Origin of the sequence: Tenacibaculum caenipelagi (assembly GCF_004363005.1) — a bacterium.
Lineage (GTDB): Bacteria > Bacteroidota > Bacteroidia > Flavobacteriales > Flavobacteriaceae > Polaribacter > Polaribacter caenipelagi.
Window position 1 is genome coordinate 355,611 of record NZ_SNYH01000004.1, and the last position, 25,064, is coordinate 380,674.

Annotated in this window: 23 protein-coding genes; 20 read left to right on the forward strand and 3 right to left on the reverse strand. The window is 31.8% G+C overall.

Annotated features, from left to right (window positions below; translation table 11 throughout):
- Nucleotides 1-125 precede the first annotated feature (125 nt).
- The 3 genes from DFQ07_RS10515 to DFQ07_RS10525 all read left to right on the forward strand — a co-directional run bounded on the left by DFQ07_RS10515 (nt 126) and on the right by DFQ07_RS10525 (nt 5,446).
- A complete protein-coding gene (locus tag DFQ07_RS10515; protein WP_133536589.1) occupies nt 126-1,898 on the forward strand; it encodes an AMP-dependent synthetase/ligase in 1,773 nt (590 codons plus the stop codon).
- A gap of 71 nt (nt 1,899-1,969) precedes the next feature.
- A complete protein-coding gene (locus DFQ07_RS10520) occupies nt 1,970-3,742 on the forward strand; it encodes an AMP-dependent synthetase/ligase (RefSeq protein ID WP_133536591.1) in 1,773 nt (590 codons plus the stop codon).
- Between the two features lie 81 nt (nt 3,743-3,823).
- The gene (locus DFQ07_RS10525; protein WP_133536593.1) at nt 3,824-5,446 is read left to right on the forward strand and encodes an RluA family pseudouridine synthase; all 1,623 of its coding nucleotides are present in this window, start codon (nt 3,824-3,826) and stop codon (nt 5,444-5,446) included.
- Here the strand turns inward: DFQ07_RS10525 and DFQ07_RS10530 are convergent, their stop codons facing one another.
- Nucleotides 5,447-6,742, reverse strand: coding sequence for an MFS transporter (locus DFQ07_RS10530; RefSeq protein ID WP_133536595.1), 1,296 nt, complete (start codon nt 6,740-6,742; stop codon nt 5,447-5,449). It lies immediately after the preceding gene.
- Nucleotides 6,743-6,812: 70 nt separating this feature from the next.
- Nucleotides 6,813-7,622 carry a M48 family metallopeptidase gene (locus DFQ07_RS10535; RefSeq protein WP_133536597.1) on the reverse strand — a complete coding sequence of 270 codons (810 nt, stop codon included), beginning with the start codon at nt 7,620-7,622 and terminating at the stop codon, nt 6,813-6,815.
- A 131-nt stretch (nt 7,623-7,753) separates the two neighbouring features.
- Between DFQ07_RS10535 and DFQ07_RS10540 the strand changes: the two genes are divergently transcribed.
- From DFQ07_RS10540 to DFQ07_RS10605, 14 genes are all read left to right on the forward strand, one after another.
- On the forward strand, nt 7,754-8,626 hold the full coding sequence (locus DFQ07_RS10540) for an alpha/beta hydrolase (RefSeq protein ID WP_133536599.1): 873 nt from the start codon (nt 7,754-7,756) through the stop codon (nt 8,624-8,626).
- Entirely contained in the window at nt 8,623-9,090 is a 468-nt protein-coding gene (gene msrB / locus DFQ07_RS10545; protein WP_133536601.1) for a peptide-methionine (R)-S-oxide reductase MsrB, read from the forward strand. Before DFQ07_RS10540 ends, msrB begins: the two co-directional genes overlap by 4 nt.
- A gap of 46 nt (nt 9,091-9,136) precedes the next feature.
- The gene (locus DFQ07_RS10550) at nt 9,137-9,691 is read left to right on the forward strand and encodes a DUF1572 family protein (protein ID WP_133536603.1); all 555 of its coding nucleotides are present in this window, start codon (nt 9,137-9,139) and stop codon (nt 9,689-9,691) included.
- Nucleotides 9,692-9,841: 150 nt separating this feature from the next.
- On the forward strand, nt 9,842-11,170 hold the full coding sequence (gene ffh / locus DFQ07_RS10555; RefSeq protein ID WP_133536605.1) for a signal recognition particle protein: 1,329 nt from the start codon (nt 9,842-9,844) through the stop codon (nt 11,168-11,170).
- Between the two features lie 89 nt (nt 11,171-11,259).
- Complete coding sequence (gene folD / locus DFQ07_RS10560; RefSeq protein WP_133536607.1) at nt 11,260-12,144, forward strand: bifunctional methylenetetrahydrofolate dehydrogenase/methenyltetrahydrofolate cyclohydrolase FolD; 885 nt, start codon at nt 11,260-11,262, stop codon at nt 12,142-12,144.
- Between the two features lie 204 nt (nt 12,145-12,348).
- The gene (locus tag DFQ07_RS10565) at nt 12,349-15,636 is read left to right on the forward strand and encodes a DEAD/DEAH box helicase (RefSeq protein WP_133536609.1); all 3,288 of its coding nucleotides are present in this window, start codon (nt 12,349-12,351) and stop codon (nt 15,634-15,636) included.
- Between the two features lie 168 nt (nt 15,637-15,804).
- Entirely contained in the window at nt 15,805-16,782 is a 978-nt protein-coding gene (locus tag DFQ07_RS10570) for a hypothetical protein (RefSeq protein ID WP_133536611.1), read from the forward strand.
- A 298-nt stretch (nt 16,783-17,080) separates the two neighbouring features.
- Nucleotides 17,081-17,455, forward strand: coding sequence for an ArsR/SmtB family transcription factor (locus DFQ07_RS10575; protein WP_133536613.1), 375 nt, complete (start codon nt 17,081-17,083; stop codon nt 17,453-17,455).
- Nucleotides 17,452-18,051: a mercuric transport protein MerTP gene (merTP, locus tag DFQ07_RS10580; protein ID WP_133536615.1), complete on the forward strand. Its 600-nt coding sequence runs from the start codon at nt 17,452-17,454 to the stop codon at nt 18,049-18,051. The genes DFQ07_RS10575 and merTP overlap by 4 nt, the downstream gene beginning before the upstream one ends.
- Entirely contained in the window at nt 18,051-18,257 is a 207-nt protein-coding gene (locus tag DFQ07_RS10585; RefSeq protein WP_133536617.1) for a GDCCVxC domain-containing (seleno)protein, read from the forward strand. The genes merTP and DFQ07_RS10585 overlap by 1 nt, the downstream gene beginning before the upstream one ends.
- 229 nt (nt 18,258-18,486) lie before the next feature.
- Nucleotides 18,487-19,353: a hypothetical protein gene (locus DFQ07_RS15740; RefSeq protein WP_208107691.1), complete on the forward strand. Its 867-nt coding sequence runs from the start codon at nt 18,487-18,489 to the stop codon at nt 19,351-19,353.
- A gap of 133 nt (nt 19,354-19,486) precedes the next feature.
- Nucleotides 19,487-20,236: an SDR family NAD(P)-dependent oxidoreductase gene (locus DFQ07_RS10595; RefSeq protein WP_133536619.1), complete on the forward strand. Its 750-nt coding sequence runs from the start codon at nt 19,487-19,489 to the stop codon at nt 20,234-20,236.
- 61 nt (nt 20,237-20,297) lie between these two features.
- Nucleotides 20,298-20,798, forward strand: coding sequence for a hypothetical protein (locus tag DFQ07_RS10600; protein ID WP_133536620.1), 501 nt, complete (start codon nt 20,298-20,300; stop codon nt 20,796-20,798).
- Between the two features lies 1 nt (nt 20,799).
- Nucleotides 20,800-21,600 carry a helix-turn-helix domain-containing protein gene (locus DFQ07_RS10605; RefSeq protein WP_166627768.1) on the forward strand — a complete coding sequence of 267 codons (801 nt, stop codon included), beginning with the start codon at nt 20,800-20,802 and terminating at the stop codon, nt 21,598-21,600.
- Between the two features lie 186 nt (nt 21,601-21,786).
- Here the strand turns inward: DFQ07_RS10605 and pepE are convergent, their stop codons facing one another.
- On the reverse strand, nt 21,787-22,494 hold the full coding sequence (pepE, locus tag DFQ07_RS10610) for a dipeptidase PepE (RefSeq protein ID WP_133536624.1): 708 nt from the start codon (nt 22,492-22,494) through the stop codon (nt 21,787-21,789).
- Between the two features lie 127 nt (nt 22,495-22,621).
- Here pepE and DFQ07_RS10615 point away from each other — a divergent pair, with 127 nt between their 5' ends.
- From DFQ07_RS10615 to DFQ07_RS10625, 3 genes are read left to right on the forward strand one after another with little or no spacing between them, the layout of a single operon-like run.
- Nucleotides 22,622-23,398, forward strand: coding sequence for a carboxypeptidase-like regulatory domain-containing protein (locus DFQ07_RS10615; protein ID WP_133536626.1), 777 nt, complete (start codon nt 22,622-22,624; stop codon nt 23,396-23,398).
- 4 nt (nt 23,399-23,402) lie between these two features.
- A complete protein-coding gene (locus tag DFQ07_RS10620; protein ID WP_133536628.1) occupies nt 23,403-24,221 on the forward strand; it encodes a carboxypeptidase-like regulatory domain-containing protein in 819 nt (272 codons plus the stop codon).
- Nucleotides 24,218-25,003: a carboxypeptidase-like regulatory domain-containing protein gene (locus DFQ07_RS10625; RefSeq protein WP_133536630.1), complete on the forward strand. Its 786-nt coding sequence runs from the start codon at nt 24,218-24,220 to the stop codon at nt 25,001-25,003. Before DFQ07_RS10620 ends, DFQ07_RS10625 begins: the two co-directional genes overlap by 4 nt.
- The last annotated feature ends 61 nt before the right edge of the window (nt 25,004-25,064 follow it).

The window sequence follows — 25,064 nt, forward strand, 5'->3', positions numbered from 1 at the left end:
TACTTCTTTAATATCTCCATCTAATAATGTTTCAAATCAGTGTCAATCTATAATAGCTTTCAACATTTTATTTTTCTTTCATCTCATTTATTTTCTTAGATTTATGCATCAACAAAACCATTTGCATGCATATATCTTCAACAGTTACACGTCTTTTTGATTTTCCCTACTATCAACTAGAAAACTATCCACAACAAAATTGCTTGGTTTCTAAAGAGAATAACGAATGGAAAAGTATTTCTACACAAAAATATATTGAAGACGCTAACACCATAAGTAAGGCATTACTAAACCTTGGAGTTAAACCTGGAGATAAAATTGCAGTAATTACTTCTGTAAATCAACCAAAATGGCATTTGTTAGATATTGGTGTAATGCAAATTGGTGCTGTAAATGTTCCTTTATACCCTACTTTTTCTGAAAAAGACTGCTCTTATATCTTAAATCATTCTGATAGTGTTTATTGTTTTGTTTCTGATGATGAACTATATCAAAAAGTAATCAAAATTCAAGGACAAACACAGCTTAAAAAAGTGTTTACTTTTGAAGAATTAGAAACAGATTACAGTTGGAGTTCCTTTCTAAATCTTGGTAAAGATGAAACACTTCAACCTAAAGTAGATAGCTTAAAAGAAATTATAAAACCATCAGACCTAGCTACAATTATTTACACTTCAGGTACAACAGGAGTACCAAAAGGAGTTATGTTATCACACCATAACATCGTTAGTAATGTGTTTGCCGTAGGAAAAAGAGTTAATTTACAAGACAACCAAAAAAAAGTAATAAGCTACCTTCCTATATGTCACATTTTTGAACGTGCTGCATCCTATTATAGCCAATACATGGGCTTTGAAATTCATTTTGCTGAAAGTATTGATAAAGTCGGAGAAAATTTACGCGAAATTCAGCCTCATTTTATGGCAGTTGTTCCTCGATTACTCGAAAAGGTTTTTGATAAAATCGTAGATAAAGGAAGTAATTTAAAAGGTATAAAAAAACGACTCTTTTACTGGGCATTACAATTAGGTGAACAATACCAACCCTATAAAGCAAACGGTTGGTGGTATGAATTTCAACTTTCTATAGCTCGTAAACTTATTTTTTCTAAATGGAAAGAAGCCTTAGGTGGACAATTAGAGTTTATGCTAGCAGGTAGCGCCCCAACACAAGCTAGATTGATAAGAGTATTCACTGCGGCAGGAATTCCAGTATTTGAAGGTTACGGACTTACCGAAACTTCTCCAGCCATTTCAGTAAACGATATAAGAAATAATGGTTTTAAAATTGGAACGGTAGGAAAAGTCATTGAAAAGGCAACCGTAAAAATAGCTGAAGACGGAGAAATTTTAGTGAAAGGTCCTAATGTCATGTTAGGATATTATAAAGCTCCTGAAAAGACTAAAGAAGTAATTGTGAATGATTTTTTTCACACTGGAGACATCGGTGAATTAGATGAAGAAGGTTTTTTAAAAATTACTGATAGAAAAAAGGAAATTTTTAAAACCTCTGGAGGTAAATACATCGCTCCTGCTATTTTAGAAGGCGAATTAAAAAAATCACGTTTTATAGAACAAGTAATGGTGATTGGTGAAGGAGAAAAAATGCCTGCAGCTTTTATACAAGTTGCTTTTGACTTTGTAAAAGAATGGGCCAAACGACACCAACATATAATTACAGATGTTACTACTGATGAAAAACTCATCAAACGAATTCAAAAAGAAATAGAATATTACAACCAAAAATTTGGAAAATGGGAACAAATAAAACGTTTCGAAATAACTCCTGATGAATGGACCATAGATTCAGGTCATTTAACTCCCACATTGAAAATGAGACGAAAAATTATCTTAGAAAAATATAATGATTTACGTAAAAAAATATATAATCCTCAATAAATCAACAAGTAAAGTATAACTTGTGTAATCAGGGTATTTTTTATACTTTGCAGAGCCCAAAAATTGAACATATGTCGATTGAAATTACTCGTCTTTTTGACTTTCCTTATTATCAACAAGAAAAATACAACTTAGATAAAGCTTTTATTACAAAATATAATGGTAAATGGCAATCTATTTCATCAAAAGAATACATCAATCAAGCCAATACTATAAGTAGAGGTTTATTACGATTAGGTGTTCAAGCAAATGATAAAATTGCGGTAATTTCAACAAATAACCGTACAGAATGGAATGTTTGTGATATAGGAATCCTACAAACTGGTGCCCAAAATGTACCTATTTACCCTACTATTTCTAAAGAGGATTATGAATATATTTTAAATCACTCAGAAGCTACCTATTGTTTTGTTTCTGATGAAGCTATTATAGAAAAACTAAACCAGATAAAAGGAAACACAAAACTTAAAGGAGTTTTTACTTTTGATGATATAGCAGGAGAAAAAAGCTGGAAAGAAGTTTTAGAATTAGGAAAAGATGAGGCTAACCAAAGTGAAGTTGAAGAACGTAAAAATGCGGTTACTACCGATAGTTTAGCTACTTTAATTTATACCTCTGGTACTACAGGACGCCCAAAAGGTGTTATGTTAAGTCATAAAAATGTAGTGTCAAATGTGTTGAGTAGTGAAAAAAGAGTACCTCTAGAATACGGACAAGGAAGAGCGTTAAGCTTTTTACCTGTATGCCACATTTTTGAGCGTATGATTTTATACTTATATCAATATTGTGGTATTTCTATCTATTTTGCTGAGGCTATTGATAAATTAAGTGAAAATGCACAAGAAATAAAGCCTAATGTAATGACTGCTGTTCCTAGGCTTTATGAAAAAATTTACGATAAAATATATGCTAAAGGAGCAGAATTAACTGGTATTAAAAAGAAATTATTCTTTTGGGCTATCGAATTAGGGTTACAGTATGAACCATACGGAGCTAATGGATGGTGGTACGAAAAGAAATTAAGCATCGCTCGTAAGTTAATATTCTCTAAATGGCAAGCTGCCTTAGGAGGAGAATTAAAAATAATGGTTTCTGGTTCTGCAGCTCTGCAACCTCGCTTAACTAGAGTTTTTACCGCTGCTGGTATGCCTGTAATGGAAGGTTATGGTCTTACTGAAACTTCACCTGTTATTGCTGTAAATGATATGCGTAATGGTGGATTTAAATTAGGTACCGTAGGTAAAATGATTGATGGAGTTGAAGTAAAAATTGCTGATACTGGAGAAATTTTGGTTAAAGGACCAAATGTGATGCAAGGATACTATAAAGATCCAGAGAAAACTGCTGAAGCTCTTAAAGATGGCTATTTTCATACTGGAGATAAAGGAGAAATCTGTGAAGATGGCTTCTTAAAAATCACAGGTCGTACTAAAGAAATGTTCAAAACTTCTGGTGGAAAATACGTAATCCCGCCATTATTAGAAGGAGAACTAAAACAGTCTCGTTTTATTGAACAAGTAATGGTAATTGGTGAAGGTGAGAAAATGCCTGCTGCATTTATTCAGCCAAACTTTGAGTTTGTTCGTGAATGGGCACAAAGGCATAACATTACTGTTGGAGATAATATTGATTTAATTAGTAACCCTAAGATAGTTGAACGTATTCAAGAAGAAGTTGATACAGCCAATTCTAAATTTGGAAAATGGGAAACGATAAAGAAATTCGAATTAACACCTGAAGAATGGTCCATTGATGGAGGGCAACTTACTCCTACTATGAAGATGAAACGAAATATTATTAAAGAAATGTATAAAGATTTATACGATAAAATTTATAGAAACTAATCATTAAAAGTGTTGTGAGAGCAACACTTTTTTCTTTTTACATTTGTACGTCTTTAACTCATTACTTTTGGTGTCATAGCTATGACTAAAATTATTTCTTTTTCTTCGGATGTAACTTCCATTCCTTTTCCTACAAAGTTTACCTATCCGTACAACTATACTCCTCACCTTTTGGCAGAAATTGCGTCAAAAGAGTTACAAGAGTATTTAATATATCAAACTGATTTTTCTCATGACTTTGGTATTGATAATTCTAACAACAAAGATGCTTTGGGTAAAATGTTTGGCGTTTTAGTTGTTCAAAATGTAAATGGTGATTTAGGCTATTTAGCTGCCTTTTCTGGAAAATTAGCCGAAAGTACTCAACACAAACATTTTGTTCCGCCTGTTTTTGATGTTTTAGATAAAAATGAATTCTACCTTACAACAGAAGAACGACTCAACCAGTTAAATTCAAAAATAACCTTTATTGAAAATGCTGCGGAATTTGGAAAAGCTAAAAAAGCATATCAGAAAACACAGAGACTACATTCCAACCAACTTACTGAAGAACAAACCAAAATAAAACAACGTAGAAAATTAAGAAAACAATTAGGGCTGCAAAACAATCAGCTAAACATTAATGAAGAGTTTTATCTACGTGAGTATGAGGTATATTTGAATGATAAAATAGCTCCATTAAAAAAAGCTTTTGACACCTTTCAGCAAGAACTAAAAAAACTAAAAAAGCAGCGTAAAGAACTTTCAGCTTGGGCACAGCAAGAGATTTTTAAACATTACGCTTTTTTAAATTCTAAAGGAAAAGTTCAAAACTTATTAGCCATTTTCAATGATTCTGGTCAAAATATTCCAGCTGGTGCAGGCGATTGCTGTGCTCCAAAATTATTACAATACGCTTTTAAACATCAATTGCATCCTATTTGTATGGCTGAATTCTGGTGGGGGAAACCATTGCAAACTTCTATTAGAAAGCATCAAAATTTTTATCCTGCATGCACAGGAAAATGTAAACCCATTTTAACACACATGTTACAAGGATTGTCTGTTGATGATAATCCATTAGAAACTCAATTAACAAGTGAAAAAGAAATCACTTTCCTCTACGAAGACGCTGATATATTAGTAATTAATAAACCACATGACTTATTATCTGTTGAAGGAAAAGAAATTAAAGATTCGGTATACAGTCGAATTCAAAAATTATATCCTAATGCTACAGGACCATTAGTGATACATCGCCTAGACATGTCTACGTCAGGAATTCTATTAATTGCCAAAAACGAAGAAACTTATAAAGCTATACAATCTCAGTTTATAGAAAAAACCATACAAAAACGTTACGTAGCCTTATTAGATGGTATTTTAACAGATGATAATGGTCAAATAAACCTTCCTCTTAGAGTAGACTTAGAAGATCGCCCTAAACAACTTGTTTGTTATACTCATGGAAAAAAAGCACTCACTAAATGGGAAACCATTGAAGTTATAGAAAATAAAACCAAAGTATATTTTTACCCTATTACTGGGCGTACACATCAATTACGTGTACATGCGGCTCATCATTTAGGTTTAAACACCTCTATTGTTGGTGATGATTTATACGGAAAGAAAGCAGACAGGTTGTACTTACATGCTGAAAAAATTACATTTGTACATCCAACAACAAAAAAACAAGTAAGTTTTACAGCTCCTGCTCCTTTTTAGTTATACTACGTATTTTGTTTTCTTAAGTGTGCTAAGAATAATAAATGATGCTAAGAAGAAAATCGCTAAACACAAAACACTCCATTGCATTGACCCTGTAATTGCATTTAAGGCACCATATACAGCTGTTCCTAATACGATAGCTATTTTTTCTGTTACATCATAAAAACTAAAATACGTTGCGTGATCTTCAGTTTCAGGTAATAATTTAGAATAGGTAGAACGTGTTAAGGTTTGAATAGCTCCTTGAACTAATCCTAATAAACCTCCTAAACCATAAAAATAAACAGCTACATACTCTTGAGATTTATCTAATAAAAAAGCACAAAAACACACTAGCATCCATACTACAATAGTTACTTTTAATGCAGTTATATTTCCCCATTTTTCTGATAACCTAGAGAATAATATAGCTCCTAAAATGGCTACAATTTGTACTAATAAAATAGTAATTATCAAACTGGTAGACGACAACCCTAACTCAGAAGAGCCAAAGATAGCAGCCATTAAAATAATAGTTTGTACACTAATGCTTAATAAGAAAAATGAAATTAAAAATCGTTTTAAGGTTGGATAGTTCATCACCTCTTTTATTACAATTTGTAATTCTTTATACCCCTTCCATATATAATCTTTCTCAGGTTTTTTATTATAAACGTTACCTGGTAAACGTTTAAAAGTTATCTGAGCAAAACCTAACCACCATAAACCTACCATCACAAAAGAAATTCTAGAGGCCATACCTGAAGTAATACCTATAGCTTCAGGAAACATAATCATTGCTAAATTGATCACTAATAATATAACAGAACCTATATAACCGTATACAAACCCTTTTGCACTAGCTCTATCTTGTTGTTCCGGATGGGCAACCTCTGGTAAATAAGCATTATAAAACACCAAACTAGCCCAAAAACCTATACTTGCTAAAATAGTAAACCAAATACCAATCCATACGGTATCAATTCCATCAAAAAAGAATAAACTCATTACTGATATTGCCCCAAGTGAACAGAAAAATTTCATAAATTTTTTCTTACTTCCTGTGTAATCTGCAATACCAGATAAAATAGGTGATATAAAAGCAACTACTAAAAACGAAAAAGATAAGGCATAGCTATATAAACTATCAGGATGATCCCAATCCATTCCTAAAAAATGAACTGTTTTACCTTTTGTTATTGCACTATAATATAATGGAAAAACAGCTGTACTTATTACTAATGAATACACAGAATTTGCCCAATCGTAAAATGCCCAACCGTTAATTAACTTCTTATCTCCTATTTTGTACATAAAAATTATAATAAAAAAAACCGTTCAAAAATGATTGAACGGTTTGCAATATACTATAATTTAATGAGCTTTATTTACTAACAGGCACGTTGTATTTTGCTGCTAAACGCTTCGCCTCTGGTAAATAAGCCTTTAAGGTTTGAATACGTGTTTCGTTTGATGGGTGTGTACTCATAAACTCTGGTGGAGCACCACCTCCTGAGCGTTGGCTCATTCTTACCCATACTTCAGCTGCTTCCTCACCTCTATATCCTGCCATAATCATAAAAACTAATCCTAATTTATCAGCTTCAGTTTCATGTTGTCTACTAAACGGTAACATTACACCGACTTGTGTTCCTAATCCATATGCCATATTCCATATTTTAGCATTTTCGCTATTTTGAGTACCTAAAGCTAAAGCAACTCCTCCTAATTGTTGTAATTGCCCTGTAGACATACGCTCCTGTCCGTGTTTAGCAAAAGCATGCGCTACCTCGTGCCCCATAACAGCCGCTATACCATCTTCATTTGCACAAATTGGTAAAATTCCTGTATAAAAAACTACCTTCCCTCCTGGTAAACACCAAGCGTTTACTGTTTTATCTTCAATCAAATTAAATTCCCATCTGTAAGAATCTGCCTCAGCTTTCATTCCATTAGCGCGCATAAAACGATCCACTGCTGATGAAATGTTTTTCCCTACTCTTCTTATTTGGTTTGTTTTTGCTACGTCTGTAGATACTTTATTTTCTTTTAAAAAACCTTGATATTGAGCAAAACTCGCTGGTAATATTTCAGCATCGCTTACAAAGTTTAATCTTTTTCTTCCTGTAATAGGCACCGTGCTACATTGCACTAAAAAAACGGCTACACACGCTAAAGCTATAATTTTTTTCATTTTTAAATGTTTTACGTTTTCTGATTATATTAATTTTTGACACAATCTTGCAGGTGATTGTCACAAAGTTGTTCGTAAAATTATGTGTTTAAAATTACAAATTCTATATTTATCATAAAAAAACTAAATAAATGAATCTTAAAAGTTCAAACATCTTTCCTCCTAGTCTAAACATTCCTCTTCCTATCATTCTTTTTTCAAAGACGTTACAAAATTTCTCTACTCATTTAACGGCTAAGTTCGCAGCTAAATTATTTACAACTCCTGTAAGTTTTCCTATACCTAAAAGAGAAAAAGTAATGTTAGAGAGTGCTCAAAAGAAAACAATAAATGTGCCATCAATTAATAAAGATATTCAAATGCTTTCTTATGGATATTCTACTAAAAAAGTTTTATTTGTTCATGGTTGGGCAGGTAGAAGTACACAGCTTTATATGATTGCTGACAAATTGCTTGAAAAGGGGTATATGGTTATTTCTTTTGACGGACCATCTCATGGAAACTCTACAGGAAAAACCACTGAAATGCCTGAATTTTTGGAAGCTATCTCTGAAATTAATAAACAATTCGGTCCTTTTGATGCTGCCATTGGGCATTCTTTTGGGGCAATGTGTTTATTTAATGCTATTTCAGAAGGTTTTTCAATAAACAAATTTGTTAGTGTTGGATCGGCAGATAAAATTTCCGACGTCATTTTAAATTTTACTAAAAACCTAAAAGTAAAGCCTATCATTGCAAAAAAAATGAAACGCTTGTTTGATAAAAAATGGCAAAGAGACATTGATATACATTCATCAAGCAATGTTGCCAAGAAGATTACAATTCCTACATTGGTTGTTCATGATACAACTGACGGAGATGTCTCTGTAAGTTGCGCAATAAAAATTCGTCAAAACCTACAAAACGGAAAGCTTTTAATTACTGAAGGACTTGGACACACTAAAATTCTTCGCAATTCAAAAGTAGCTTCCAGAATTGTCGATTTTATTACACAACAATCATGAAAAAAATAATTTTCTTCTTCTTTCTAACCTTTCTATTCAATTTTTCTGGAAATGCACAAAATCAGAAAAACAATACAGTAAATAAAACTAATAGTGAATGGAAACAATTGTTAACCCCTGAACAATACTACGTATTAAGAAAAGCTGGTACTGAGCGCCCTAATTCAAGTCCTTTAAACAAAAATTATAAAGAAGGTGTTTATATATGCGCTGCTTGTAAAACACCTTTATACAAATCTGATAGTAAATTCGATTCTGGTTGCGGTTGGCCTTCTTTTGATAGTGCTATCAAAGAAAACATAGAGTTTGGTGTCGATTACAAATTAGGATATGCACGTACCGAGTTAAGATGTAAAACTTGTGGAGGCCATTTAGGACATGTTTTTGATGATGGACCAAAAGAAACTACAGGTAAACGTCATTGCGTTAATGGAGTTGCTTTAGAGTTTATTCCTAAAAAATAATTAGATAGAAATTTTGTAGATTAGAAGTTTTTAAAAATCAATTTCTATGAATACCTCATACCTCTCTAGTATACAAAGACAATTTGAATATTATAAATCTTTAGGAGACAAAACTTTTGCTCAAATTAGTGAAGAGCAATTTTTTTGGCAAGCTAATGAAGAAAGTAACTCTATAGCTATCATAGCAAAACACATTGCTGGAAATATGTTTTCTCGATGGACAAATTTTTTAACTGAAGATGGAGAAAAATCATGGCGTAATCGCGATGGAGAATTTGTCAATTCATTTAAAACCAAAGAAGAAGTAATTACCTATTGGGAACAAGGATGGGATTGTTTATTTGCAGCAATTAATCCGTTAACTGAAGAAGATTTAGAAAAAATTGTGTACATCAGAAATCAAGGGCATACAGTTATTGAAGCTATTAACAGACAGTTATGTCATTACTCCTATCACATAGGACAATTAGTTTTTTTAGGTAAAATGATGCAAAATGAAAACTGGGAGTCTTTATCTATCCCTAAAAATGCATCAAAAAATTACAATACAGAAAAGTTTAACGAACACAAAAGTCGTAAACATTTTACAGAAGATTTATAATACCTCTTTTCTGATTTTTCTTGCTAATGGCACGATTATTACCACAATTGATAATAATTTGTATGCTTTTATCAAAAAAATCTACCAACTAATTGCTAAAAACTAACAACTAATAGCTAAATTTGTGCCTCTAAAAAATGAAGCCGATACATGTTTAATAATTTAAGCGAAAAGTTAGATAAAGCGTTACATACGCTGAAAGGACACGGAAAAATTACCGAAGTTAACGTTGCGGAGACTTTAAAAGAAGTTCGTAGAGCTTTGTTAGATGCCGATGTTAACTTTAAAATTGCGAAAGAGTTTACCAAAACTGTACAAAAGAAAGCCTTAGGACAAGACGTATTAACTACGTTAAATCCTGGTCAATTAATGGTAAAACTTGTTAAAGACGAGTTAACCGAGTTAATGGGTGGTGATACAGTAGGTATTAACTTAGGAGGTTCTCCTACCGTTATTTTAATGTCTGGTTTACAAGGTTCGGGTAAAACAACCTTCTCTGGTAAATTGGCTAACTACCTTAAAACTAAAAAATCAAAACAGGTTTTATTAGTTGGATGTGATGTATATCGTCCTGCAGCAATTAATCAGCTACGTGTAGTTGGAGAACAAATTGGTGTAGAAGTATATGCAGAAGAAGGAAATCAAAATCCTGTTGAAATTTCTCAAAATGCTATTAAACATGCAAAAGCAAACGGTAAGAATGTGGTAATTATCGATACCGCTGGTCGTTTAGCTGTTGATGAAGAAATGATGACAGAGATTTCTAACATCCACAAAGCTGTAAGCCCACAAGAAACATTGTTTGTAGTTGACTCTATGACAGGGCAGGATGCAGTAAACACAGCTAAAGCCTTTAACGATGTACTGAATTTTGACGGAGTTGTATTAACCAAGTTAGATGGTGATACTCGTGGTGGAGCTGCTTTATCGATTAAATCGGTAGTAGATAAACCTATTAAATTTATCGGTACGGGTGAAAAAATGGATGCTATTGATGTATTCCACCCTAGTCGTATGGCTGATCGTATTTTAGGAATGGGAGACGTTGTTTCGTTAGTAGAGCGTGCCCAAGAACAATACGATGAAGAAGAAGCTAGAAAATTACAAAAGAAAATTGCTAAAAATCAATTTGGTTTTGATGACTTCTTAAGTCAGATTCAACAAATCAAAAAGATGGGTAGCATGAAAGATTTAGTAGGAATGATTCCTGGAGCCGGAAAAGCTTTAAAAGATGTCGATATTGATGACGATGCCTTTAAAGGAATTGAGGCTATTATACACTCTATGACACCAGATGAAAGAAGCACGCCTACTATAATTAATGCGAGTCGTAAAAAAAGAATTGCAAAAGGTTCTGGTACTTCGGTACAAGAAGTAAACCAGCTAATGAAGCAATTCGACCAAATGAGCAAAATGATGAAGATGATGCAAGGTGGTGGCGGAAGAAAAATGATGCAAATGATGAAAGGCATGAGATAATATTAAAAAGAGAGAAGCTTTGTCGGCTTCTCTTTTTTCTTTTTAAATACACAACAACACACTAAATAACACACAACAACACACTTAAAATGATTTTACTAGACGGTAAAAAAACATCAGCAGACATTAAAGAAGAAATAGCTTTAGAAGTAGCAGCATTAAAAGCGAATGATAAAAAGGTACCGCATTTAGCTGCCGTTATTGTTGGTAATGACGGAGCAAGTTTAACCTACGTTAACGCTAAAGTTAAAGCTTGCGAACGCGTTGGATTTGAATCTACTTTAGTTCGCCTTCCTAAAGAAACTACTGAAGAAGAATTATTAAACGAAATTGCTATTTTAAATATCGATAATGACATTGACGGGTTTATCGTGCAACTACCACTACCCGATCATATTAATGAACAAAAGGTTTTAATGGCTGTAAACCCAGATAAAGATGTAGATGGTTTTCACCCAATGAACGTTGGTAAAATGACATTAAACCTACCTACGTTTATCTCGGCTACTCCTTTTGGTATTTTAGAATTATTAGATCGTTATAATATTGAAACTTCTGGTAAAGATGTCGTTGTAATTGGTCGTAGCCATATTGTAGGAAGCCCGATGAGTATTTTATTATCTCAAAAAAGGAAAGTAGGAAACGCTACCGTTACCTTAACACATAGTAGAACTAAAAACTTAAAAGAAATTACCAAAAGAGCCGATATTATTGTAGCTGCTATTGGTATTCCTGAGTTTTTAAAAGGGGACATGGTAAAAGAAGATGTCGTAATTATTGATGTTGGAATTACTCGTGTGGCTGATCCTTCAAAAAAGCAAGGTTTTAGACTAGTAGGTGATGTCGCTTTTAATGAAGTGGCAGAAAAAGCATCGCACATTACTCCTGTTCCTGGAGGTGTGGGACCAATGACCATTGCAATGCTGCTAAAAAACACCCTTTTAGCTTGTGAACGAAGACAAGAAAAAGCTTAGTATAACAACTCACATATAATAAAAAGACTGCTTAAAAGCAGTCTTTTTTTATGGATAATATTAAAACCTTCTTGAATTACAGATTTTCTTTTATATCTTGCTAATAAAAATTTAAAAAGGTACGTTTATACCTCCCTATTTGGTTGTATAAAAGAACAAAAAGTGCTTATATAAACAAGTTGTACACAATACTGAACCAACTTTATGATAAACATTAAACTTCCCGAATTAAAGAAAATATATTGGCAGAAAGTTGGGACAAAAAATATTTCCAAACAACTATTAGAACCAAGTTCAAAATTGGAATACAACTTTGTTTCTTCTCATAGAAGCTATACTCTAATTGAAAATAGTGGAATTCAATATTGTTTGTGTAACAATCCAGACACAATGCCTGACGGTTTTGATTACGTTCTACTAACTAATAAAAAGGCAACCGAAGAAAGATTAGAAAACAATGAGATAAAATTCAAAAAATGGATTAAACATCCTAAAATCAAAGAATTTACTACTGATGAAATAATTGAATCTTGGAAAGGAAATTTTTCTTTTGTTGAAGAAGACTTACAAGAAGGAATAAACGGTTTGAGAGAACCACAAATTGCAGCCTTATATTCAATTTTAAGTCACTTAAAAATTTCAGATGAAATAGGTACAGTTGTTATGCCAACAGGAACAGGTAAAACTGAAACTATGCTTACCACTCTGATAGCCAATAGATGCGAAAAGATAATTATAACAGTTCCTTCTGATGCATTAAGAACTCAAATTTTCAACAAATTTTATACTTTAGGATTACTTAAAAAATTTGGAATTGTAAATGAAAAAGCCCTAAATCCAAGAGTTGGAATTTTACAGCAAAATTTTACAGAATCAGAAGAACTATTGGAGTTTATTAACGAATGTAACGTTGTTGTTACTACAATGAGTATTCTCTCAAAAAACTCAAATGAACTACTTTCATTACTATCAGAAAATTTTTCTCATTTATTTATAGATGAAGCACACCATTCCGAAGCTCGTTCTTGGAATAGAGTAAGACTTTTTTTCAATGAATCTAAAATTTTACAATTTACAGCGACACCATTCCGAAACGATAGAAAAAGAGTTGACGGTAAAATAATATTTAACTTTTCTCTCAAAAAAGCTCAAGAACAAGGATATTTCAAACCAATTAATTTTCTTCCAATCAGAGAATATGACTTTAAAAAAGGAGATAAAATAATCGCAGATAAAGCGGTTGAGAAATTAAGAGAAGATATTGCTTCAGGTTACAATCATATTTTAATGGCTCGGTGCGAAAACAAAAGCAGAGCAAAAGAAATATTTGAAATTTATGAAGAGTTTGAGGATTTAAACCCTGTTATGGTTCATTCGTCAATTGCGAACAAAAAAGAAATTTTAGAGTCTATTGTCAATTGCGAACATAAAATTATTGTTGCAGTAGATATGTTAGGAGAAGGTTTTGATTTACCGCAACTCAAAATAGCAGCATTTCACGATATTAGAAAGAGTTTACCAATCACACTTCAATTTGCTGGTAGATTTACAAGAACATCTCACGATGACGAACTGGGCAACGCCACTTTTATTGCCAATTTAGCGGATTCAAACGTTGAGAATGAGTTAAGTGAACTTTATGCACAAGATTCAGACTGGAATTCGCTATTATCAACATTGAGCTCTGATGAAATTGAAGAACAAATAGATTTTAATGAATTCATAGATGGCTTCCAGTATTTAGAAAGTTCAAAAATCCCGTTTCAAAATATACGGTTTGCATTAAGCACAGTAGTTTATAAAAACAACTTTGATAAAGATGACCCAAATATTAATGTCGATGAAACCTATAATCTAAAGAAATTTAAAAAAGGAATCAAAGGATATGATGATTTGGAATATAAGTTTTCCGACTACAATGAATCCGCTAAAACATTGGTCTTGATTACCGCAGGAAAAAGCGAGGTTGAATGGGTAAACTATAAAGAAGTTTTTGGTTTAAATTGGCAATTAACAGTTCTCTACTATGATACAGATAGTAATCTTTTATTTATTCACAGTTCAGATAAATCAAGTCTATATAAAGATTTAGCTAATGCGGTTTTGTATGATAAAGCCATAATGATTAATCAATTAAATGTATTCAAAAGTTTTTATGATATAAAGAGGGTTTCACTTCAAAACGTTGGGTTAAAGGAATTTTTAAATAGAAAAATTCGATTTACAATGAGAGTTGGAACAGATATAGAAGAAGCTTTGTCAATCGCAGAACAACAAAGAGGACAAAAAGCGTTCGTTTTTGGTTCAGGTTACGATGAAGGAGATAAAATAACTTTGGGCTGTTCGTACAAAGGTCGCATTTGGAGTTATTTAAGAAATGATTTAAGAGGTTTCATTAAATGGTGTAATAAACTTGGTCAAAAACTAATCGATGAAACAATTGACCCAAACCAAGTTTTAAAAGAAACTTTGATTCCTCAAATTGTAAGTGAGATCCCAAAAATTTACCCAACTCATATTGATTGGGATGACAATTTTTACGACAACTCTGAATCAAGAGTTTCCTTTGTTATCGAAAACCAAGAATTCAGTTTAACATATTGTTCAATTGAACTACTGAACGCAAATGCAAATGGAGAAATAACCTTTGAAATTAATACACCAACAAATTCTATTAAATTTAAAAAAGAGCTATTTGAAGAAACAATTGGAGAAAATCAAGTAGCAAATTTTAGAATTGTAAAAACCTCTGTCAATAATGGAGAAATAATAATTGGTACTAAAAAGTTAGACCTAACCGAGTATTTAAACGCTTATCCTCCAATAGTTTGGTTTGCCGATGGTTCAAGATTAGAAGGCAATGAATATGTCGAATTAAAACAAATAATTTTACCATACCCAACAGAGAACCTAATTGCTTGGGATTGGTCTAATGTTGATTTAAGTAAAGAAGCACAAGGAGTAGTTCCTTTACGAACAGATTCAATACAATATGTTACAATTCAAAAGCTTATTGCAGAAGACTATGACATAGTTTATGATGATGACTATTCAGGAGAAATTGCAGATGTAATAGCTATCAAAGAATTTGATAAAAGAATTGATATTCAGTTCTATCATCTAAAATTTGCAAAAGACGGTAACGTAAACACAAGGATAGATAACTTTTATGAAGTTTGTGGTCAAGCACAAAAATCCATTCATTGGAAACATAAAAAAGGAACAGAGTTTTTTGAACATTTACTAAAAAGAAAAACCAAAGTCAGAACAGGAAACGAAAGAAGTAGAATTGAAAAAGGAACTACGGAGGATTTGGAAAGACTATTGACTATTGCCAAAAATAAAAAACCAATGAACTTTGAGGTTTTTATCGTTCAACCAAGTTTATCCAAACAGAATGTATCGGAAAACATTATGACGTTACTCGGAGTAACTGAAAACTACCTTAAAGAAGTCGGGAATATAGATTTAAAAGTAATAGTGAACGAGTAAAAAGTACTGTGTACAACAACGTATATAAAAAATAGCGGTTTAATCGCTTAATCAAAAGAAAATGAATAAATTAAAGGTCATTGTAAAACTGAAAAATTAGCGTGTAAAATCCGCTACTTTTCATATACAGAGCCGTTGTACAACATATGACTGACCGAGAATAATTCAATGATAGAAACACAAATTTCGATTTTAATAAACAGAAAATCAGATGCGGAACTGATTAAGAATTGTATTATTGAAAGTAAAATCCAGTTTCCAATTTATATTTGTGAATACGAAAAAGACTTCGCTATTAATTTTACAAGTGACTACGAGGAATGGGAATTAGATTCCAAAATACTTAATTGCTTTCCTGAATATGAATTTACCAAAAACATTGAAAAAGGTCGAAAAGAAATAAGATTGCAGATTTCACGAAATCAATCTGAATTTGGTTCTTATGGTTGGGTAGAAAATCCAACAAACGAGACCAAATATCTGATAAAGAAATCAAAAGACAAGTTACAAAAATTCAATCCGAGAGTAACGGTATTATTCGAAGATAAGGAACAAGATTATTACGTGAATATTGTTAACGGAATTAATAAAGGTTCTGGAGAAAAAGGCTTTTTACTTCTTAACGAATTTAAAAACCAAGTTGAGGATAGTGAAGTTTTAAAAGATAAACTTTACAAAACACCAATTGAAGCGTTCCATTTTGGGGTTTCAAAAATGGAGAGTATAGTAGATAATGACTTTCAAGAATATTTAAAAGAGAAAAAGAAAGCGAAAAGAAAACGAGAAAGAATCCCACGAAAAACAGTCCGAAACTTTATAAATTCCTGCAACAAAAAAGATTTGGAAGGAATTTTAAAAGACCTTGATAAAAATGTTGTTTTTGAAAAAAATATTAAAAGGAAAACTGAATGTGAATTTAATGGGATTGAAGAATTTAAAAAATATATCAAATCTGAAAATGAAGACTTGTGCAATTTAGAATTTAAAATAAGGTCATCTTGGACTATCAATTTACCATCAAGCATAACAATCGGTGTAAAATACTTCCCGGATTTGAATAAAAAAGATAATATGACATTAATTTATAGACAATATTCATTTGAATTTAAAGACGAAAAAATAATAAGAATAACTGAAGAAAAATAAATACGTTGCACAACAACGTGTATAGTTCATTGCTTCTGAAATTCCTAATCGGAATTTCCTCGCAAATGTACTATCTTGGTTTCTTAATCGGAAAATCCTCGTGGATTTTCACGCAACGAAACCATACACAAAACCGTTACCCACAAGCTGAAAACCAGCCGCACATTTTAGCACTTTCGGTTTTTTCCGACACGCAAATCCAACGCTATAAAAACCAAAAGAGCTAAAATTTTCCCAACGCTCGACAACTATGTATTTAAGTATTTGCTTAAATAAGAAATAAACGTAAATTTGTTTTATGGAAAATAATTCTTGCATAAGACAACAAGCGGATATTGAACAAATAAACCGTTGCAAAGACATAGTTTCGGAATTAAACGAATCGTTCGACTATTTGGCAAATGGACTTTCATTAGTCGGAAATAGCGTTCGACTGAAAATACTTTACTTACTATTTGAGGAAAAAAGACTTTGTGTTTGTGATTTGAGCGACATTCTCGGAATGAACGTTCCAGCTATTTCTCAACATTTAAGGAAAATGAAAGACCGAAATCTATTAGAAACAGAAAGAGATGCTCAAACGATTTTTTACTCACTTACGGCTGAATACGAAAAATTACTAAATCCGTTTTTTGAGATACTTGATAAAAACAAAATTTTAGAAACGATATGAAAAGTGAAAATAAATTAATTGGTGCAGGTTTGTTAACTGCAATTACAGCTTCCTTATGTTGTATTACACCAGTTTTGGCTCTAATCGCAGGAACAAGCGGAATTGCTTCTACATTTTCTTGGATTGAACCTTTTAGACCTTATTTAATCGGACTGACAATTTTAGTTCTTGGTTTAGCTTGGTATCAAAAACTAAAACCTCAAAAAGAAATTGACTGCGAATGTGAGACGGACGAAAAACCAAAATTTATTCAAACAAAAAAGTTTTTAGGAATAGTCACTGTATTTGCAGTTGTAATGTTGGCTTTTCCATACTATTCAGGAGTTTTTTATCCAAATACAAACAAACAAATAATCGTAGTTGACAAATCAGACATTAAAACGACTGAATTTAAAATAAGCGGAATGACTTGTGCGAGTTGCGAAGAACACGTAAATCACGAAGTAAATAAGCTCAACGGAATTGTAAACTCAAAGGCGTCTTACGAAAATGGAAATGCAATCGTTGAATTTGACAAAACCAAAACCAACGAAACAGAAATCGAGAATGCAATTAACTCAACAGGTTATAAAGTAACCGATAAAAAAGAAAACTAATGGAAGTCCAATTAAAATCAGAAATCACTTGTCCTAATTGCGGATATAAAAAAGTAGAAGATATGCCAACAAACGCTTGTCAATTTTTCTACGAATGCGAGAATTGTAAAACGGTTTTGAAACCAAAAGAAGGAGATTGCTGTGTTTATTGCTCATACGGAACAGTTGCTTGTCCACCAATTCAAGAAAATAAAAGCTGTTGTTAAAAAGCCAACGCTAAAAGCCATACACATTTGCAATTCGCACCAGCCAACGCTGAAAACCAAGCTGAACGGAATAAAGCCAGTGGGTAACAACGTATATAAAAATAGCGGTTTAAGTGCTAAATCGAAATGAATTACATAAATTTAAGGTCAGTGTTTAACTGAAAAGTTTGTGCTTAAAATCCGCTACTTTTCATATACAAGACCATTATAACATATAAACCAAAATCTGATGAAAAAAAACACTAACATTGATAGAAGAACTTCATTAAAGATTGGTTCGTTGGCAGCATTAGGTTTAGTTATTCCTAATATGTCTTTTGCAAATCAAAGTACAAATAGAATTTTGAAACTGACAAAAAACGATATTGTACCTAAACATTTCCCTAATATTTCACCTGAAGTCATAGAAGATGTTGTAGGTAAATCTCATTTCGATTTAGACCGTGTGAAAGAACTGGTAGATAAACGGCCTGAGCTTTCAAGGTCTGTTTGGGAATGGCGATTTGGTGATTTTGAATCAGCTATTGGCGCTGCATCACATGTAGGACGAAGAGATATAGCTTTATATCTTATGAGTAAGGGAGCTAGACCAACAATTTTCACTTTTGCTATGTTAGGACATTTTCAAGTCGTTAAGTCTATTATAGAAGCATCAAATGGGATACAAAAAGTTACCGGGCCACATGGAATTAGTCTATTGGATCATGCGTACGCAGGAAGGAGAATGAAAGATAAAATGACCGAAACCGAGATTGAAAACTTGGAAAGAACTATTGACTATTTAACTGCTTTAGGGAACGCAAGCGGTGAAAAATATATAGATGTAACTAAAGAAGAACAAGAAAAATATCTTGGTGATTACAAGTATGGAAATGGAGAAAAAGAAGGTTTCACTATTAATGTGAATATGAGAAAATTGCTTTCTCTAGGTCCAATTGGCGGATTTGGAGGAGCGTTATATAAAATAGAGGAAAATAAATTTATTTATAATGGAGCTCCTTCTGTAATTATAACCTTTGATATTCAGGATGATTTGGTTAAAAGTCTTACAATTTATGACCCTGATGTGACAATCATCGCTAAGAAAGTTTCATAAACAAGTTATTGGTAATCTTGAAATGCACCCTGAGCTTTACAAGAAAAACATCTGAACTTTAGAGAAATGTAAATAGAATAAACCTTGCATACCTTTGTATTTTAATCACTTATTACACTAAAAACATAAAAAAATGAGCAAGACAGTAATAATTACAGGTGGTACAGCAGGAATTGGTAAAGCAACTGCTTTAAAATTTGCAGAAAATGGATACAATATTGTAACCACTTCAAGAAGTAATGAAAAGGCAAAAAAATTCTTAGATGAATTTAAACAAGCTGGCTATGAGGCTACTGTTTACAATGTAGATGTAACTAAGGAAGAACAAGTTGAAAAACTGATTTCTGACACGGTTGAAAAATATGGTTCTGTTGATGTCTTAGTTAATAATTCAGCGATTGCAGGCGAACCTAAAATTTTTGCGCAAACATCCAAAAACAATATGCGTAATATGGTAGAAACAAACGTAATGGGCTTATATTATGGTATGCGTTATGGAATTCTGCAAATGCTAAAACAAGAAAAAAAAGGAAATATAGTTAACTTGGCTTCAATTGCAGGACTCAACGGTGTTGAATATGCTGGCGAATATGGTGCAACCAAACACGCTGTGGTAGGAATGACCAAAGGAGCAGCAGTAGAATACGCTACATCAGGAATCCGCATTAACGCTGTGGCACCCGGAGCTATTTTGACAGATATTTTAAATGACGTAATTGCATCAGGTCAATTAACAAAAGAAGGGTTAGGTAATATACATCCCATGAAACGTCCTGGAACTGTAGAAGACATTGCTAACGGAATCTTTTTTTTGGCATCAGACGAATGTCCATTTATGACAGGAACTATTTTAAATATTGACGGCGGATACAACGCAAAATAATCTGTACATTTAAAACTAGAACAAATCCGGAATTTTAGTGTGGACTTTAATCTCATAAAAAATGATCAAACAAACTTTAAATTGGTACGAAGGTGAAATTTTTGAGGCTAAATTTATACTTGCTTTTGGTATTGCCATCGTAATTATAGCATTTTTATTTCGTTACTTTGGTAATACGCCTTATGCAAAAGCTTTATTAATTCCCCTACTAGTTGCAGGACTTATTATTTCCCTCATTGGTAGTTTAATGCTCATGTCAAACCAAAGGAAAATGGAGACAGTTGAACAAAACTTTATGAATGATAATGAACAGTTCGCCAAATCTGAAAAACAAAGAGTTGAAGATTTTCAATACTTATATCCTCTTTCTTTAGGAATAAGTGTTGTTTGCTTTTTTCTTACTTTTATATTTCTTGCATTTACAAAGAATATGTATTTACATGCATCAGCAATCGCTATCGCACTGTTTGGTTTAACATTTATAATTATTGATTATTTCTCCAAAGAAAGAGCCAATATTTACTATGAACAAATCAATCATTTTTTGCTTCAGTATCAATAATATGCAACAAGACAAAGACAGAATAAGAAATAACATTTTACTTTCCTGTATTGAACAAGAAAAAAAAGACTTCCAACCATTTGTAGAAGATCATACTGTGTCGTTTGTGTTGGAAGGTACATTAATTATAAACGATGGCGATGAAATCACCGAATATAATAAAGGAGAAATCGGATTCATCTCAAAAAATCAACTAGTCAAAATACAAAAACTATCCAAAGGAAACAAACCATTTTTGAGTATAAGTGTAATTCTTCCTAAAAACATTCTATTTCAATATTCTAAAGAAAACTACCTGTCACCCAAAGGAATATATATTGAAAAACCAAATTTCATCTTCGCTCACGATATCTATTTAAAAAGCTATTTTAACTCAATGATACCTTATTTTGAAAATCCACAAGCATTGACCCATAAATTATCCGAGTTAAAAACTTTAGAACTTATAGAACTTTTATTGAGAGATGATAGAATGCAAAATATATTGTTCAACTTTCAGGACAAATTTAAGTTGGACCTACAAGCCTATATGAACAAAAACTATATGCATAACATCCCATTGAAGCAATTTGCGAAATTAACCGGACGTAGCCTTTCAACGTTTAAGCGTGATTTTCAAGCAATTTTTAACGAAACTCCTAATAAATGGCTTATAAAAAAACGACTGGATTTAGCTCATTATTTAATTACTAAAAAAAATAAAAAAACCTCTGAAATCTTCTTTGATGTTGGTTTTGTAAATCTTTCCCACTTTTCCCGACGTTTCAAAACTGAATTTGGAAAAAGTCCATCAGAAATTTAAAAAATACAGCTAACAATAAAAAACAGAGGCTAACAACATCTATAATCTATTAATAGCCTACTTTCAAGATTAAGTGCTAAATCATGCAACTACTCATAATCAAAATCGTAACCCTACTCTCACAACTTCTCTACCTCTTTAATCGTAAGATTTAAAGTTTATTATAGACTTATATAGTTAATGATTTTAAAAATACTGACGAATGTCTTTATCACTTTCTAACTCTACAGCTTCTTTGTTTTGTTGAAATAAACGCGCTGTATAAGTTCCTCGCAATACAATTGAATCTCCGTTTACTTCTAGCCAACTCCCTTCACGTAATCCTAATACAGAAGTTTCATTAAAAATATGATATTCTTTAATACGGGTTTCACGCGTTTCTCCCATATGTGTTGAATCAGGATTCGGGTCTAAATAATGTGCATTGATATTAAACGGAATAAATCCTAAGGTTTTAAAACTTGGTGGATACACGATAGGCATATCGTTCGTATTCATCATCGTTACTCCACAAATATTACTACCTGCGCTAGTACCTAAATACGGAGTTCCATTTTCTACAGCCTTTGTTAAATCTGGAATGATATCATTTTTATACAGCTGATTTACCAACTCAAACGTATTTCCTCCACCCGTAAATATTGCTTCTGCTTGTAAAACAGCTTCCTTGGGATTTTCATACTCATGAATTCCTCTTACCTCTTTATTGATTGTAGCAAAAGCATTACGAGCTATCGCAGTATATTCATCATAGGTTTTTCCGCTTGCACGCGCATAAGGGATGAACAAAATTGTTGATGCTTCCTTAAAAAAATCAGTTAAGGTTGGTAAAATATATTCTAAATAACCACTTCCATGTACTGTAGAGGTGCTCGCTATTATTAATTTTTTCATGTATTCAATATCTATTTATACTTGATTAGCATCAAGTATCTTTTACTAACTCTTTATATTTCAAATTAACAAAAATTTACCATGTCGTTAAAACATTTTTAAGACGACTTAGTGGTTTATTTGTGCTATGAGAAACTTTTTAATTGCTTTTTTTACTTTCTACTCGTGTTTACTATTTGCTCAAAACACTCCTAAAATTATTATCGGTACTGTTTTTATAGATAGCATTCCAACACAAGATGTACATATTATCAATAAGAAATTAGCAGTAGGTACAATATCTAATGAAAATGGGAGGTTTGAAATTTTAGCTACAAAAAATGATGTTCTCTTAATTTCTCATCTAAACCTAGAGTATAAAGAGTTTACTATTGCTCAAGAGAATATTCAATCAAAAAACATTGTCATTTATGTTGATAGTAAAACTCATATGCTTGATGAGGTGGTTTTAGAAAGAAAAAAAGGAATTTTTGAAATAGATAAAGACATAATGCCTAACAATGCTCCAGTTGTCAACGCCAAAACATTAAATCTTCCTTATGCTAATAGCAAACCTAAAGAAGAAAAAACTGTAAGAATTGAATCGGGAATAGCAATAGGTATTATAGGACTTATCAATGCACTTAACGGAAAAAACAAGCAAAAAAAATTACTAAAAAAGATAAAAGTTGAAGATCAAAATATTGAAAAAATCAGAAAACATTTTACTGATGGCTTTTTCGTTCAACAACTAAAAATTAAAAAGGAACATATTAATTCGTTTCTAGAAAGTTGCATTTCAAAAGGTATTGTTTACCTATATAAAAAGGAAAAAGTTTTAGAGCTCACCTCAGTATTGATTGAAAATAGTAAAAACTCTCCATACCTACTAGAAAATGAACATATAAGGCTTACTCAAAAATAACTGTATGATAAAACAACTACCCTTCACTTTACTTTTTATAATTACTTTAAAAATATCAGCTCAAGAAAACCGAAAGTTTTTATACGCTACTGTAAATGACGAATTAGGCTCGATGCCTAATGTACATGTTATAAATCTTAACACTAAACAAGGAACATTTACTAATGATAATGGTGAATTTCGAATCTTGGCAAAACCAAACGACACATTACGTTTATCTTTTGTAGGCTATGAAACCAACAATTTTAAGATTAAAATTAATCACTTTGGTATAGTAGAGAATAAAATAGAACTCAAAAAAGAGGTAATTGAACTTGATGAAGTTCAAATTAAAAAACACAATTTAACAGGCTCTCTTTATGCAGATTTAAAACAAACTCCTAAAGATATAGCAAAAGAAAAAACTAAAAGCGCCTTAGATTTTTCTAAAATAAACTTTAAAGAATCTGTAGTATCAGATATTGATATAGTAGCCCGAGGCAAAGCTCCCAATATGAGAAAAGAGACCGATCCTACGGCTAAATTTGCTGGTGTTGGAGGTGGTGTTAGCTCAGGTCCGGATAAATACTCTCAAGAGCTTAAAAGAACACGAAAAGAAATTAACTTCAAAGAAAACTTTCCTGAAAAATTACTCTCAGAATTCGGTTCACACTTCTTTTTTGTTGAATTAAAAATACCAAAAGAAAAGTATCTTCATTTTTTAGAATATTGTAATTCCTTAGAAATAGAAAAGTTATATAAAAATGGAAATATTCTCAAAGTAATTAATATCTTACAGCAAGAGAGTTATAACTATCTAAAAATAATTAAAGAAAAAGAATGAAAAAGCTATTGATACTTTCTGTCTGTTTAGTTTTCTCCCTAAACACTGTATCTCAAGAGCATAGATCTTTTTTTTATGCCTCAATATATGATGAAGTGGGTGCTGTATCAAACGCACATATTATTAATTTAAATACCAAACAAGGAACATTTAGTAACAATACAGGTGAATTTCGAATTTTAGCAAAACCAAATGATACATTACAACTGTCATTTGTTGGGTATGAAACTAAAAAGTTTGCAGTTAAAATCAACCACTTCGGATTACATAAAAATACAATTCAACTTACAAAAGTTCCTATTGAGTTAAATGAAGTAGAAATAAAAAAACATAATCTTTTAGGTTATATATCTACCGATACTAAACATATCCAATCTAAAAAAGAAATTAATGCAGAGACACTAAAGCTACCATTTGCTGGTTCCAGAATTTTAACTCCTGCTGAAAGAAGACTACATACCGCCATGTCTAGTTCTGCTGGTATTCCTATAGATCCTTTACTTAATTGGATATCTGGTAGAATTAAAAAACTAAAAAAACTAAAAGCAATAGAAGATAAAGAGAAAAGAATACAATTTATACATAACAATTATTATATATATATTAAACATGAGCTTAGAATTTTACAACAAGATATTTCTAGGTTTATCTATTTTTCTGAAGAAGCTAACGATTTCCAATATTCATTTTTAAATAACGAAGTATCGATGATCTCTTTCTTAAAAAGTAAATCAGAAGAGTTTAAAAAGCTAAATTCTAAAAACTACTCAAAACTTAAATAATCAACTATTTAGCACTACCTTTTCTCTAAAATATTTGTATCTTTAGAAGAAAGGTCTAAAA